Source organism: Propionivibrio sp., from assembly GCF_017995515.1.
Taxonomy (GTDB): domain Bacteria; phylum Pseudomonadota; class Gammaproteobacteria; order Burkholderiales; family Rhodocyclaceae; genus Propionivibrio.
Genome location: NZ_JAGOIT010000067.1, coordinates 4665 through 19522 on the forward strand (window position 1 = coordinate 4665; position 14858 = coordinate 19522).

General features: G+C 64.7%; 12 protein-coding genes. 4 read left to right on the forward strand and 8 right to left on the reverse strand.

The window, feature by feature from the left end; translation table 11 throughout:
- From KBA32_RS17155 to KBA32_RS11635, 4 genes are all read right to left on the reverse strand, one after another.
- Positions 1 to 337: NUDIX domain-containing protein (locus KBA32_RS17155; RefSeq protein WP_367113779.1), on the reverse strand; the 337-nt coding region annotated here is incomplete at its 3' end.
- On the reverse strand, positions 310 to 969 hold the full coding sequence (pdxH, locus tag KBA32_RS11625) for a pyridoxamine 5'-phosphate oxidase (RefSeq protein WP_294359085.1): 660 nt from the start codon (positions 967 to 969) through the stop codon (positions 310 to 312). The genes pdxH and KBA32_RS17155, both read right to left, overlap by 28 nt.
- Positions 970 to 998: 29 nt before the next feature.
- A complete protein-coding gene (locus KBA32_RS11630; protein ID WP_294359087.1) occupies positions 999 to 1469 on the reverse strand; it encodes a YbhB/YbcL family Raf kinase inhibitor-like protein in 471 nt (156 codons plus the stop codon).
- A 226-nt stretch (positions 1470 to 1695) separates the two neighbouring features.
- Positions 1696 to 2829 carry a hypothetical protein gene (locus KBA32_RS11635; protein WP_294359089.1) on the reverse strand — a complete coding sequence of 378 codons (1134 nt, stop codon included), beginning with the start codon at positions 2827 to 2829 and terminating at the stop codon, positions 1696 to 1698.
- Positions 2830 to 2965: 136 nt separating this feature from the next.
- Between KBA32_RS11635 and KBA32_RS11640 the strand changes: the two genes are divergently transcribed.
- Positions 2966 to 3349 (forward strand): hypothetical protein, encoded by a 384-nt coding sequence (locus KBA32_RS11640; protein WP_294359091.1) that lies wholly within the window; start codon positions 2966 to 2968, stop codon positions 3347 to 3349.
- On the opposite strand, the gene KBA32_RS11645 is transcribed toward KBA32_RS11640, so the two are convergent.
- The 4 genes from KBA32_RS11645 to KBA32_RS11660 form a co-directional block, all read right to left on the reverse strand.
- On the reverse strand, positions 3350 to 3946 hold the full coding sequence (locus KBA32_RS11645; RefSeq protein ID WP_294359092.1) for an ACP phosphodiesterase: 597 nt from the start codon (positions 3944 to 3946) through the stop codon (positions 3350 to 3352).
- Positions 3947 to 3959: 13 nt separating this feature from the next.
- Entirely contained in the window at positions 3960 to 4607 is a 648-nt protein-coding gene (locus KBA32_RS11650) for a trimeric intracellular cation channel family protein (protein WP_294359094.1), read from the reverse strand.
- Positions 4608 to 4752: 145 nt separating this feature from the next.
- Positions 4753 to 5151: an ABC transporter substrate-binding protein gene (locus KBA32_RS11655; protein ID WP_294359096.1), complete on the reverse strand. Its 399-nt coding sequence runs from the start codon at positions 5149 to 5151 to the stop codon at positions 4753 to 4755.
- 77 nt (positions 5152 to 5228) lie between these two features.
- Positions 5229 to 5963 carry a hypothetical protein gene (locus tag KBA32_RS11660; RefSeq protein WP_294359099.1) on the reverse strand — a complete coding sequence of 245 codons (735 nt, stop codon included), beginning with the start codon at positions 5961 to 5963 and terminating at the stop codon, positions 5229 to 5231.
- A gap of 387 nt (positions 5964 to 6350) precedes the next feature.
- On the opposite strand from KBA32_RS11660, the gene KBA32_RS11665 reads away from it, so the two are divergent.
- From KBA32_RS11665 to KBA32_RS11675, 3 genes are all read left to right on the forward strand, one after another.
- Positions 6351 to 7595: a nucleoside recognition domain-containing protein gene (locus KBA32_RS11665; protein ID WP_294359100.1), complete on the forward strand. Its 1245-nt coding sequence runs from the start codon at positions 6351 to 6353 to the stop codon at positions 7593 to 7595.
- Positions 7596 to 7997: 402 nt separating this feature from the next.
- Complete coding sequence (locus tag KBA32_RS11670; RefSeq protein WP_294359102.1) at positions 7998 to 9725, forward strand: ShlB/FhaC/HecB family hemolysin secretion/activation protein; 1728 nt, start codon at positions 7998 to 8000, stop codon at positions 9723 to 9725.
- A 32-nt stretch (positions 9726 to 9757) separates the two neighbouring features.
- Positions 9758 to 14858, forward strand: a 5101-nt coding sequence (locus KBA32_RS11675) for a hemagglutinin repeat-containing protein (protein ID WP_294359105.1), incomplete at its 3' end; no start/stop codon positions are given.

A 14858-nucleotide genomic window follows, 5' to 3' on the forward strand; every position in this document is an offset into this window, starting at 1 on the left:
GCGGGTGGTCGTGCTTCAACTTGTCGAAGAGCGCGACCAGGCGAACAGCCCTCACCTGCAAACCGCTCTCTTCCGCCACCTCCCGCTCGGCCGACAAGGACGGGGATTCGCCCGTGTCGCACCAGCCGCCGGGAAGCGTCCAGGCGCCATTGTGCGCCGAATCCCGACAAGAACGCCCCCCCGGCCGCCCCCTCCTATATGGCGTAAAACCGCAAATAGTTGTGCGTGAACGTGGCTTTTCGCCACAAATTGGGAGTGGGTTACCGGGCAGACCCTTCCGCCTTGCTCGGTGAGCGATGTCCTGACCGATCAAGGCGCCAGCCGTTCCCTCTGCCAACTGCCATCTGCCTGCAAGCGATAAGCAATCCGATCGTGCAGACGCGACGCGCGGCCCTGCCAGAACTCCCAGTAGTCGGGCACCAGCCGGTAGCCGCCCCAGTGCGGCGGGCGCGGCGGATGGAGGCCGAACTTGAGGCCGTGCTCGGCGGCGCGCGCGACGATGGTGCCGCGCCCGGGAATCACCTCGCTCTGCGGCGACGCCCAGGCGCCGATGCGGTGGCTCAGCGGGCGGCTGGCGAAGTAGGCGTCCGACTCCTCGGCCGAGACCTTCTCGACGGCACCCTCGATGCGCACGACGCGCTCGAGTTCGACCCAATGGAACTGCAGCGCGGCAAACGGATGCGCCTCGAGCTCGCGCCCCTTGCGGCTCGCGTAGTTCGTATACCAGACGATGCCGCGCTCGTCGCATCCCTTGATCAGCACCGGCCGCGACGATGGCCGACCGTTCGCGCCCACCGTCGCCACGGTCATCGCGTTCGGCTCGTGGATGCCGATACGCAGCGCTTCCGCGAGCCAGTCCTGGAACTGGCGCAGCGGCTCGCCGGCGACCTGATGCTCTTCGAGCGAACCCTGCTCGTAGCTCTTGCGCAGGTCGGACAATGGAATGGGCGGCGGCAGTTCTTCACTCATGGCGGGTCACCTGGAGTTCGGGAAAGCGCTCATTGTCCCTTGATATACGTTCCGATCAACTGCGCCTCGGCGAGGACGTGTCCGCGCATCGCCTCTTCGAGTACTGGCTTGGTCGGGAAACGCAGGTCGGGCAGCACGCAGTCGAGCGCGTACAGCTTGTGGAAGTAGCGGTGGCGGCCGATCGGCGGACACGGCCCGCCGTAGCCGGTGCGCTTCCCGTCGTTGATGCCTTCGAGCGCCCCGGCCGGCAGCGCATGTACCGCCTCGGGCAACGCCGCACAGTCGGCGGGCAGGTTGTAGAGCAGCCAGTGCACCCAGGTCATGCGCGGGTGCGCCGGGTCGGGCGCATCCGGGTCGTCGACGATCAGCACCAGGCTCTTCGCCGCCGCCGGCACGCCGCTCCACGCCAGCGGCGGCGAAATGTCGCGCCCCTGGCAGGTGTACAGCCGCGGTATTGCGTCGTTGTGCGCGAACGCGCTTGAAGTGATGGTCAGGTCCATGCGTTTCCTCCATTGATCCTAAAAAACTCAGCTCTTCACCGCAAAGGCGCAAAGATCGCGAAGGTTCGCAAAGAAAATCAAACGCTACGCGAACAGCATCTACCTTCCATCGCCACCCACAGGGTGAATGGTCAGGTACGATCAACCTGTTGTTTCCTTTGCGATCTCTGCGCCTTCGCGGTGAGGTTTTCAGGTTCATTGCTTCAAATCGGAACGCCCGCCCCGGCTATTCGTCGATGTGGCCGAAACGTTCCAGAGCACCGTGGTCATAGTGCTCGCTTTTTTCATCGACGGCGATCGGCTCGTCGACGAGGAAGGTCTCGCCGACCATCGGATGCTCCGTCACCGGCTGCACGATCGTCGTCACCACGCGTTCCTCGATTCGGGCGGAAATGTGCAGAACGCCGGCCATGACGCCGATGCTCGGGTCTTCGCTGAGGACGAGCCACATCTCGTCCGCCGCCGCATCGAGCGACTCGCGCAACTGCGCCTCCATCGCCGGCTCGTCGTCCGCATGCGCGATCGCTCCGAAGCCGAACGAGCCGAGCGAAATGACCACCCCGGCAACACCGCCGATGGCCGCCGCCGCAGCACTCGCGCCACCGCTGGAGGCGAACCGCGTCGCCAGCTTCTCGCTGGCGCGCCGGGCTACCAACGACAGGTGCGCAGCCGAGGACGTCGCACCCTCGCCACTCGCCGCCTTATCGATGCGCGTGAGCAAGGCCGCAAATGCCGGAAGGCGGGTTACCGGGTCGGCTCGGACGAGTTGCAGCAGGGACGCGCTGCGCTCATCGTTCCTGTCCGGCAGCGCCAGCGCAATGGCCGGAATCCCCGCCAGCCGCGCCTCGAACTGAGCGAGCGGCACACCATGACGTTGCGGCAGTTCGCGCAAAGTCGCGGCGAGACGCTCGACGTAGAGACGCGTCGCCTGCACTCGCACCGCATCCGGATCCACCTCCTCGGCAACCGGTTCCAGCACCTGCTCGCGATACTGCTCCTGCAAATACGCCGCCAGACGTTGCGTCGCCGGATCGACATCGTCGCCGCCGAGCTTGTACCACGCCACCTTGACGGCCAACCACTGTTGCGTCCAGTAGCCGGTAAACCAAGGGATGAACGCTTCCTCGGTGAGGTCATGGATACGCCCGCGCCAGCGTTCCATTTCGCCTTTCGCGTAGTTTTCGGCCGCAACCCGAGCGGCCAGCGATGCCGCCGCGACATCGTTGTCGACCAGCCTCCAGGAGTTCTCCGAAACCTGCGCCGGCGCCTCGCTCCGCGTGGCGCAACCGGCAAGCGCCACAACCAGCGCGACGAACGCGGAACGAACCCAGGGAATGAACAGGCTAGCGACATTGCGCATGACATCACAGCAGGGAACCGGGACAAACCCAGCATAGGCCACGACGCACAACGCAGCAAAACCGGGACGGGGCCTCACCAGACGCTCCGTGCGCCGGGCTACAATTGAACCATCAACAGCCTGCGAGGACGCGAACATGCCGCACGAAACCACATGGGAGGCCCACGGTATCTGCCAGAAGTTCCGGGGAACGTTATCGTCACCGGAACTGCTCGCCGCCCTCGGCGAAATCCAGGGCGACCCGCGCATCAAATCGCTGCGTTATGTGATCCGCGACTTCCGCGCCGTGGACGTCGTCGACCTTGGCATCAAGCCCTTGCTGGAGGGCCGCGCCTGGATCGCCGCGATGACCGACCGGCTGCCAGACATCGTCTTCGCCGTGATTACGACGAGCCCGGAACTCATCGCGTTGATGAAAGCCGCCTCATCCTACGGGCTTGACGCCTGTCCCTTCGCGATTTTCCCTAACGAAGAAGAAACGCGGGCCTGGATCGCGGGATTTGAGGCCAAGCGGCGCTAGTCAGCGCTGCCTGCGCCAGTCTTCGGCGTAGCTCAGCGCATCCGGCAGGAATGACCTGAAATCGGCGGCGAAGCCTTCCGGGTCGGCAATGAACTCCTCGATGCCGCCGGCCAGCGGATTGGCGCGGCGCAGGCGGTAGACGGACATGCGGTCGATCGCTGCGCCGACCGCTTCGACACGCTGGTAGGAGGTCAGCCAGTCGTACGTGCGCATGCGGTCGGCGACCGTGCGCGCCGCCTCGGGCAGGACGGGGTAGAAATCATCGAGCGTCGCGTAGAGCTGCGCCGTGTAGTCGGCGAGATTGTCCGGCACGTCGTTGCACCATTCGTTCCAGTCGCGCGCCAGCAGGTGGTCGTAGAAGAGATCGACGAGCACGCCACCCACCCGGCGGCGCAGGGGGCTGATGCGCGCGCGGCTGGCGATGAAGGCCGGATGGCGGTCGGCGAAGCTGTCGATCGCGCGATGCAGTGCGACGCCGGCCGCCAGGTCAGGCGGCAAGCCGGCCGGCAGCAGCCCCTTGACGAAGTCGCCGAGCAGGCCACCGATGCGGTCGGACGCAGCGTCGCCGGCGAGCAGGGTGTGAGCGAGGAAGTTCATGCCTTCCCGGCTGTCACAGTCCGTCGTCCGTGCTCTTGCGCGGCGGCCACGCCGGGATGCGCCAGCCGCGCACGACGGCGAGCAGACGCAATCCGGTGATGGAGGCGATGCTGAGCGTCGTCGACAGGTGCGGCGCGACGTCGAGCGCATGCAGTGCAAGGAACAGCGCGCAGCCGATGAAGGCGCACAGTGTGTACGGGATGTGGTCGTGGAAGACCTTGGGAATCTCGTTGCACAGCACGTCGCGCAGCACGCCGCCGAAGACGGCGGTGATCGCACCCATGAGTACGGAGACGACGGGCGGCATGCCGGCGACGACGGCGAGCGAGGTGCCGGAAATGGCAAAGAGGCCGAGTCCCGCCGCGTCGGCGACTTCCATGATCCAGTCTACAAACTGATGCCGGCGCGCGCGCAGCACGAGCGGCGCGGTGAGCGTGAGCAGCACGATAAGCCAGATGTACTCGTGGTGCTGCACCCAGAACAGCGGCCGGCGGTCGAGCAGCACGTCGCGCAGCGTGCCGCCGCCGAAGGCGCTGACGAAGGTGACCGAGAGCACGCCGATGATGTCCATCTTCTTGCGCGCCGACTCGATCAGACCGGAGAGGGCGAAGGCAAAGGTGGCGGCGACTTCGATGGCGATCAGGATAGCTTCGAGTTTCATGGTTGATGGTTCGATGCCCCAAGGAAACCCCCTTGGGGGACAGGCGCACCACGAACGGTGAAATTTGCGCCTGTCGCGTTGGTGAGCAAAAAACAGGCGCCATCGCTGGCGCCGATTCGTAAAAATCCGATTGTGCCCTGAAAATTCAGCGCACGTATTTCGCCACGATCTGCTTGAGTTCGCCCGACTCCTTCAATTTCAGCAATCCGGCGTTCAGGCTGGCGACCATGGCCTCGCCGGCCGCATTGCCCTTGCGCACGATCACGTACAACGCCGCCGCGCCGTCGGGCTTCTCGACCGTATTGAACTCGCCCTCCTTGCCGGGGAAGACCTTCTTGACCAGAATCCGCCCGACGAGCTCGTCGGTGATGAAGGCGTCGATGCGCTCGGCGTCGAGCTTCTTGGCGTTCTGCTCGTCGCGCTTGACGAACTGCAGCTTGATGCCGGCCCTCTTGAAGCCCTCGACGTACCAGTAGCCGATGACGCCGCCCATGCGGTAGGCGGCGAGATCGCCGTAGCGCCGGGCGCAATAACCAAAGGGCATTGCGCCGGTTCAAGCCGCGTACGCAACGCTTGGCGTTGCACACCCTACTTGGCTGAAACGGTTCTCTGCGGGTATGTTCATGGCGACTCCGGATCTGCGTGACGAGTGGTACATGCGCTGGGCGCGAAGTGCGGCAGCAAGGCCTTGGCCGCTTCGATGCGCTGGTCGAGGCTCGCTGCCGGATCGTTCATCACGGCGAGCAGGAAAGTCTTCGGATCGGCAAACGTCGCGGCCAGCACCATTGCCGGGGGCACGCCGGTCGCCGCCACGCCTTGCGGCGCCCGACGCGCCAGCGCACGCGCGAAAACCTCGCGCCGGGTGCTCGCGATGCCGGCCAGCAGATCGGCCTGGCGCTCGTCGCTCGGCGCCATCTCGAGCCCCGGCTCGTCGGCGAACATGCTGCCCAGGTCGGGGTCGATGAACGCCGACCACTTGCCCGACGTTTCATCCCGCGCGGGCGGCGGCGCCGGCATGGCGGTGGCCGTTCCCGCTGCGGCCGGCCAGCATTCGAACCGGGCCGGCGGCAGATCGGGCAGGTACGTCCGGCACGCGGCGCCGAGGAAATCGCGTGCCGATTCCGCCGCCACCGGCTCGGCGAGCGAGAACCACAGCCGATAGCCGCCGCGCCCGACAATCGAGACGGCGGGCAGCGGAAATTCCAGTTCCTGCCGGACGCTGTGCAGGAAGGCCGCGACATGCGGCCAGTCGGCCGCGTGCGTGAAGCCGAGCACGATGGCCTGGACGTATCCCTCGGTCGCCGCGGTCTCCGGAGCGAAATGAAGGCGACGCAATGCCTGATGCAGTCGGTTCATCCTGAAAACCTCACCGCAAAGGCGCGAAGGCGCAAAGGAAACAACAGCTGCCGTAGGGTGTGCAACGCCCGACGTTGCGCACCGTTCCAGCGCCATTTCCGCGCGGTGGGTCGAGATGGAAGATAGATGCTGTTCGCGTAGCGCTTTGATTTTCTTTGCGAACCTTTGCGATCTTTGCGCCTTTGCGGTGAAGAACCGGGTTTTTCAGGTTCATGGTGACGCGTTTCCTGTCGCTCGTGGCAAAGGCGACATGCTACCCGCGCCGGCGCAACTTCGCCGCCGGCGCGCGATGACAAGCCCCGGCGAGACCGCTAGACTGGCCGCTCCCCTAGACCCCAGCCGGCGCGTTCCGCGCGGAACCGAGCTGCTTTCTCGACACTCCCGACCGTGCTCAATTTCATCTGGATCGCCTTCATCCTCGTCGGTATCCTCGCCGCACTTGCTCAAGCGCTGCAGGGCGACCTCGACATCTTCTCCCGCGTCCTCACCGGCCTGTTCGACTCGGCCAAGACCGGCTTCGACATTTCTATCGGCCTCGTCGGCGTGATGAGTCTGTGGCTCGGCATCATGAAGGTCGGCGAGCGCGGCGGCATCATCCAGCTCTTCGGGCGCGCGCTCGGACCGTTCTTCCGCCGCGTGTTCCCCGACATTCCGGCGGGGCACCCGGCGAGCGGCAGCATCGTCATGAACGTCAGCGCCAACATGCTCGGCCTCGACAACGCCGCGACGCCGCTCGGCCTCAAGGCGATGCGCGAGTTGCAGGAAATCAACCCGCAGAAGGACACGGCGAGCAACCCGATGATCATGTTCCTCGTGCTCAACACAGCGGGCATCACGCTGATTCCGACCGGGGTGATCGCCATCCGCGCCAGCCTCGCCGTCAAGCAGGGCCTGGTCGGCTTCAACGCGGCCGACATCTTCCTGCCAACGCTACTCGCCACGTTCATCTCCTTCACCACCGGCCTCATCGCCGTCGCCCTCTGGCAGCGCATCGACCTCTTCTGCCGCCCGGTGCTCGCCTTCTACGCCGGCTTCTGCGGCCTCATGGCGGCGCTCTACGCCTGGCTCAGCGGCATGCCCCCCGAGCAAATGACGCAGACGATCGGCCTACTCGGCAGCGGGCTGATCGTCGCCATCATCGCCGTCTTCATCGCCGTCGCCGCCGGGCAGCGCATCAACGCCTACGAAGCCTTCGTCGAGGGCGCCAAGGAAGGCTTCGGCGTCGCCGTGCAGATCATTCCCTACCTGATCGCCATGCTCGTCGCGATCTCGGTCTTCCGCACGACGGGCTGCATGAACTACGTGATCGACGCCATCCGCGCCGTCGTCGTCGCGCTTGGCCTGAACGCCGATTTTGTCCCGGCCCTGCCCGTCGGCTTGATGAAGACGCTCTCCGGCAGCGGCGCGCGCGGCCTGATGGTCGACGTGATGACGACCTACGGCGTCGACTCCTTCCAGGGCAAGCTCGCCGCCATCATCCAGGGCTCGACCGAGACGACCTTCTACGTGCTCGCCGTCTACTTCGGCAGCGTCAACATCAGCAAGACCCGCTACGCCGTCGCCTGCGGCCTGATCGCCGACGCCATCGGACTCATCGGCGCGATCACCATCGGCTATCTGTTCTATCACTGAGCGATTCGCAAAGCCCCCCGACGCAAACGAATCGGCCGAAGACTCGGCCCGGTTGCTGCGTGTGGGGGAAGCAGGCGGCTGCTCTCATACCGGCGAAGGCCGGTATCCGGTAGAGGAAAGGAATCGCCCAGACGACCCAAAGCGTCAACGCGACGACTCATTTGCTCGCCAAACCGGACAACAAACTCATTCATCCGCAATACAACACAAATCGGTGTTGTTCTTTGTTCAAAATATAACCAAAGTAATAGGCCTAATATGAAATAACTATTGTGTTTTCAAGAGCACATCTGGCAAAGTGCCACCCTTACCGGATCTAAGCAGCAGACAAGGGCCTCGCCCAAGAGCCATTCCTACGCCAGAGCGCCGATTTCCGCGCCCAGTGCCTTTCTTGACTCACACATGAACGCCATCAACGACACACTCTTCGCAGCATTGCAGAACGAGTTCCACCGCGCTTGCCTGCTCGCCCTCATGTTGATCGGCGCGGTAGCGGCACATGCACAGGTAACGCAAGGCGGCATCGCTGCACGCGAACTTCAGCGCCAGTCGGAGCGGGAGCAAGCACGACGGCAGCAACTGGAACCGGGAGTCGACGTTCGCTTACCTCAAAGCACCGCACCGGACGGCCGGATCACGGCCGATGAGACACCTTGCTTTCCGATCCGCGAGATCCGGTTAAACGACCCGGAGAACCTCTTCTCCTGGTCGCTATCGGCCGCCGATGCGCCCGGTGACCCCGCCACCGGCCGCTGCCTCGGCAGTCAGGGAGTCAACATCGCGATGACGCGCATACAAAACGCCATCGTGGCGCGCGGCTTCGTAACCACGCGCGTCCTGGCCGAAGCCCAGGATCTCACCACCGGTACGCTCACCCTGACCGTCATCCCCGGCCGCATCCGCAGCATCCGCTTTAGCGACGACAGCGACGCGCGTGCCGATGCCTGGAACGCCGTACCGGCCCGACCGGGCGACCTGCTCAATCTGCGCGATGTCGAACAGGCGTTGGAGAACATGAAACGCGCCCCCACCGCCGAGGCCGACATCCAGATCGTCCCGGCGGAAGGCCTTGGGGAAAGCGATCTTGTAATCACCTGGAAGCAATCCTTCCCGCTTCGTCTGACCCTCTCGGCCAACGACGGCGGATCGGACAGCACGGGCCGCTACCAAGGCAGCGCAACAATCTCCGGCGACCACCTGCTGACGCTCAACGACCTGTTCTACGCCAGCTTCAATCACGACCTGGGCGGCGGCGACGACGGCGACCGCGGCACACGCGGCCACACCGTGCACTATTCGCTGCCTTGGGGTTACTGGCTGATGTCGGCAACGGCCAGCGCCAACGACTATCACCAGTCCGTGGCCGGGGCCAGCCAGACCTACCTGTACAGCGGCGAGAGCAGCAACTACGAGGCCAAGCTATCGCGTCTCGTATTCCGCGACGCCGCCAACAAGACAACGCTTTCGTTGCGCGGCTACCTGACCCAGTCGAAGAACTTCATCGACGACACCGAAGTCGAGGTTCAACGACGGCGCATGGCAGGCTGGGAGGCCTCGATTGCGCACCGCGCTTTCATCGGGAAGGCCACGCTCGACCTCAACCTCGCCTATCGCCACGGTATCGGCGCCTTCGGCGCGCTACATGCGCCCGAGGAGGTGTTCAACGAAGGCACGGCCCGGCCCACACTCATCACGACGGACAACACGCTCAGCGTGCCATTCGCAATCGCCGGCCAGGCATTGCGCTACGACCTCAACTGGCGAGCGCAGTGGAACCGCACACCGCTGGTTCCGCAGGATCGTTTCTCCATCGGCGGCCGCTACACCGTGCGCGGTTTCGACGGCGAGAGCATCCTCATGGCCGAGCGCGGCTGGCTGATCCGCAACGATCTCTCCTTTGCCCTCGGCGAAAGCGAACAGGAGTTCTACGTCGGCCTGGACCACGGCGAGGTCGCCGGCGCCTCGGCCGAACTGCTCATCGGGCGCAGCCTGACCGGGGCCATCGTCGGTCTGCGTGGCAGCTACCGGGCGCTGAGTTACGACGTCTTTTTCGGTGGTCCGCTCGACAAACCGGAGTACTTCCGCACCAGTCACCGCACCGCCGGATTCAATCTCACCGTCAGTTTCTAGAAAAAGTGTCTGCCGCATAGGAAGAAAGCGAAATGAACCGACACCTCTACCGTCTCCTTTTCAACCAAAGACGTGGTCAGTTGATGGCCGTAGCGGAGAGCGCCGTGGCCGCCGGAAAGACGGCTGGCACCACGGGCAATCAAGGCCGGCCAAGGCGAATCCTGCGCGCCGTGTTGCGAGGAGTTACCTTCGGAGTGCTCATTGCGCTGGGGCTCGCCGCCGTATTGCCGAATGCGAACGCCCAGATTGTTGCCTACAAGACCGCCCCGGCAAGCCAGCGTCCAACCATCCTTACCGCAAGCAACGGTGTTCCGCTGATCAACATCCAGACGCCGAGCGCTGGCGGTGTCTCGCGCAACACGTACAGCCAGTTCGACGTGCAGGCGGAGGGCGCCATCCTCAACAACGCCCGCACCAATGCAGCAACCCAACTTGGCGGCTGGGTACAGGGCAACCCCTGGCTGGCCAAAGGCAGCGCCCGCGTCATCCTCAACGAAATCGTTTCAAGCAATCCGAGTTTGCTCAGCGGCTACCTGGAAGTGGCCGGTGATCGCGCCCAGGTGATCGTCGCCAACCCTGCGGGGGTAACCTGCAGCGGCTGTGGCTTTCTCAACGCAAGCCGTGCCACGTTGACGACCGGCACGCCCATGGTCTCCGGCGGCAATCTCGACGGCTACCGCGTGGAAGGCGGTTCAGTACGCATCGAGGGGGCTGGCCTTGATGCTTCCCGCGTCGACGTTACCGACCTCATCGCCCGCGCCGTCGAAGTGAACGCTGGCATCTGGGCACATACGCTGAAGGTTACGGCAGGCACCAACCAGATCGACGCGGCCCATACCCAGGCTGTGCCGATTGCCGGACAGGGAAGCGCGCCTGCTTTCGCCATCGACGTCGCCGCTCTCGGCGGCATGTACGCGGGCAAGATCACGCTGGTCGGCACCGAAGCCGGCGTAGGCGTTCGCAATGCTGGAGAACTCGGGGCGGCCGCCGGCAATATCGTCATCACCGCCGACGGGCAACTCGTCAACAGCGGCACCCTCAGCGCCGCCAGCAATATCACCCTGAACACCGACGCTGTGTTGCAGAACCGCGGTCTCATCTCTGCCGGGCAGACGCTCGATGTGCAGACCGGGACGCTGGACAACGCGACGACACGCTCGGGCGACCGTGGTCTCGAAGGCCGTACCGTCAGTCTCATAGCCGAACACCTCAACAATGCTGGCGGTGCAATCCGAGCCGATACGGTCGCCACGATCACCAGCAGCGGCACGCTCGACAACGGCAACGGACTGATCACTTCCGCCGGCACTATGGCGATTCGCGACAGTGCGCCAACAAGGACACTCGCCGTCACCAACAGCACCGGCACGGTCATCGCCGGCCAATCGCTCGCCATTGACGTCGCCAGTCTCGGCGGAGACGGTTCGTTGCTCTCCGAAGGCGATCTCGCCATTTCTCTGGCGGCTGACTACACCCACACCGGCCAACTGGCCGCCAACGGGCAGGTCACCGTTTCCACGGCCGGCGACCTGATCAACCACGGCACGCTTGAATCCGGCACCGCCATGGCAATCAGCGCCGAATCGCTCGACAACCAGGCCGGCGGCGAAATCGCCGCGCCGGAACTGACCCTCGTCGCCAGCGCCGCACACACCCTGACCAATCGCGGCCTGATCGACGGCAGCGATACTCGTATCAATGCCATTAGCTTGAACAACCTTGGCACGGGGCGTATTTATGGTGACGATCTGGCAATTGCAGCCACCACCCTGAACAACGACGCAGAAACGGTCGGCGGTTCGCTTGAGTCCCCGGTCATTGCCGCCCGCAACCGCCTCGACATCGGCGTCGGCACCCTCAACAACCGCAACGGCGCGGTGATGTTCAGCGCCAGCGACCTGTTCATCGGTGGTGCGCTTGACGCTGACGACCACGCGACCGGCCAAGCCGTCACTGTCAACAACCACGCAGCCACCGTCGAAAGCCTGGGCCATCTCGCCATCGCTGCCGACGCGATCACGAACACCAACGCCGGCCTCGTTACCAGCACTGTGATCGAAAGCACGCAGCACATTCAGGAAGTCCAGCCCGAAGGCTGGTCGCATCGCTACGACGTTTCCTTCTTCCCGCATATCTTCAATTACGGCGTTGAAGACCAGACCTACGTCGTCAACGGCGTCGTTCAGGGCGGGTTCGAGGATTACACCTTTTACGACTACGCCGGCACGACGAGCGCGACCGAAGTGCTGTCCTCATTGCCGGGCCAGATCCTCTCCGGTGGCGATCTTATCCTCTCGGGGAATCTGACCAATGCCGACAGCCGCATCATTGCCGGCGGTACCCTCCTTCAAACAGGTGGCATGCTGAACAACACCAGCACCGAAGGCACCCGCACCACCACCTACAGCGGCTGGGCCCAGTTCCGTGACTGGGACGGCAACGACGAAGAACTCGAATTTGGTCCGCATTACGCCTTCAGCCCCGCCCCGGTCGTCACCAGCTTCAACCTCGGCATTGCCCGATTCGACGCCAATACTGTTCCGACCGGCAGCGGCACAACGATCGCCGCGATGAACCTCAGTGGCCCGGGGCAGACCGCCGACGGCGCCGGCGGCCTCTTCATCCCGACCACAGACCCGACCGCCCACTTCCTGATCGAGACCGACCCGCGCTTCGCCGGTTATCGCCAATGGCTGAGTTCGGACTACATGTTGAGCCAACTGGCCTACGACCCCGCCACCACCCAGAAGCGCCTCGGCGACGGTTTCTACGAACAACGGCTGCTCACCGAACAGATCGCCCAACTCACCGGCCGGCGCTTTCTCGAAGGCTACGCCTCGGACGAAGCGCAGTACCGCGCCCTGATGGAGGCCGGCGTCACCGTCGCCGGGGAGTTGCAACTCATCCCCGGCGTCGCGCTCAGCGAAGCCCAGATCGCCCAACTGACCAGCGATATCGTCTGGCTCGTCGAAAAGGAAGTCGCGCTGGCCGACGGCAGCACGCAAAAGGCACTCGTCCCGCAGGTCTACGTTCGCATCCGCGAGGGCGACCTCGCCCCCACGGGCGGCTTGCTTGCCGGCGAGAATGTCGCCATCGACCTCACTGGCGATCTCCACAACCAAGGCACCATCGCCGGCCGTCGGGTGGTCGCGCTCACCGCCGAGAACATCAAGAATCTCGGCGGCCGAATCAGCGGAGAAACCATCGCACTCAACGCCCGGCAAGACCTCACCATCCGTGGCGGCACGATCGACGCCGGTGACGTACTGCAGGCCCTCGCCGGGCGGCAACTGACGATCGAGAGCACCACCCGCGACACGGAGAACAGCGAAGGTGACGCACACTTCACCCGCACAAATATCGACCGCATCGCAGCGCTCTACGTGAACAACCCCGGCGGCACCCTCACGCTCGCCGCCGGCACCGACCTCGCGCTCAACGCCGCCCAATTGCAAAGTGCCGGCAGCACCGTCATCGACGCCGGCGGCAACCTCCGCCTCGGAACCGTCCGCATCGCCGAAGAGAACGACACCGGCGCCGACGCCGCCAACAAGAACCGCAGCGGCGCCACCGCCGAGATCGGCACAACGATCGAAGGAACGGGCAGCATCCTCCTCAGCGCCGCCAACGACCTCAGCGCCCGTGCCGCCAGCATCACCAGCACCACCGGCGCACTCGCCGCCGTTGCCGGCCACGATCTCCTTATCGAAGCCGGCGAAGCCAGCGAACACAGCGAAATCACCCAGAAGAAGAAACGCAGCGGTACCTTCTCCAGCAAGACCAAGATCCAGCGCGACGCCTTTGCTGACACCCGCGCACAAGCGTCCACCTTCAGCGGCGATACCGTCACACTCCAAGCCGGCAACAATCTCAGGGTACTGGGCAGCAACGTCGTCTCTACTAACGAGACGGCGCTCACCGCCGGCCGCAACCTCGCCATCGAATCGGCGACGGAGAAGCACACCGAGACGCACTACAAGAAGACCAAGGAAAGCGGCCTCATGGGGAGCGGCGGCGTCGGCTTCACCATCGGCAGCCGGATGCTCTCAACTGACCAACAAAGCACCGGCACCAGCGCCGCGGCGAGTACCGTCGGCAGCACCTCGGGCAACGTCGTCCTCAAGGCGGGCGAGACGTATCGGCAGGTGGGTTCCGATGTGATCGCGCCTTCGGGCGACATCGAGGTCACGGCGAAGACGGTCGATATCCTCGAAGCGCGCGAGACGAACCGGACGACCTTCGAGACGAAGATGAAGCAGTCGGGCCTGACGGTGGCCATCACCAGCCCGATCATCAGCGCCATTCAGACCGCGCAGCAGATGAGCGAAGCGGCCAAGGACACCAAGGACAGTCGCATGCAGCTCCTGGCGGCGGCCAATGTCGGGCTCTCGGCCTATTCCACCTACGATGCCATCGATAAGGGGCAAGGCGCGACGACCACGATCGACGGCATCACCAAGGACAACCAGATCGTCACCAAGACCGATGCCGCCGGCAATGCGCTGGAATCCCGCGACGCCACCGCCGGCGAACGGGTCGGCGGCGTCAATCTCTCGATCAGCATCGGGTCGAGTTCGAGCAGCAGCAAGACGACGCAGACGAGCAATGCGGCGGCCGGGTCGACGCTCCAGGCCGGCGGCGATCTCACGATTACCGCCACGGGCGCCGGTGAGCAGAGCGACATCACGGTGCAAGGCTCGGATCTCGCGGCCGGGAAGAACCTGACGCTCAAGGCCGAGGATGAGATCGCCCTCCTCGCCGCGGCCAATACCGCCGAACAGCACAGTACCAACAAGTCGAACAGCGCGAGCGTCGGCTTCTCGATCGGCACCGACGGCTTCCTCGTCAATGTCGGCGCCAGCAAGGGATCTGGCAAGGCCGACGGCACCGATCTCGTCTGGACGAACAGCCATGCGACGGCGGGCGAGACGCTGACCCTCCAATCGGGGGGCGATACGACGCTGAAGGGGGCGGTCGCCCAAGGCGAGCAGGTCGTCGCCAGGGTGGGCGGCCCTTCGACAAGCTCAGGACAGGCCAATCTCCTGATCGAGAGCCTGCAGGACCAGAGCAGCTACGACAGCAAGCAGAAGAGCGCGGGCTTCAGTGTCTCGGTCGGTTATGGGAAGGTCTCGG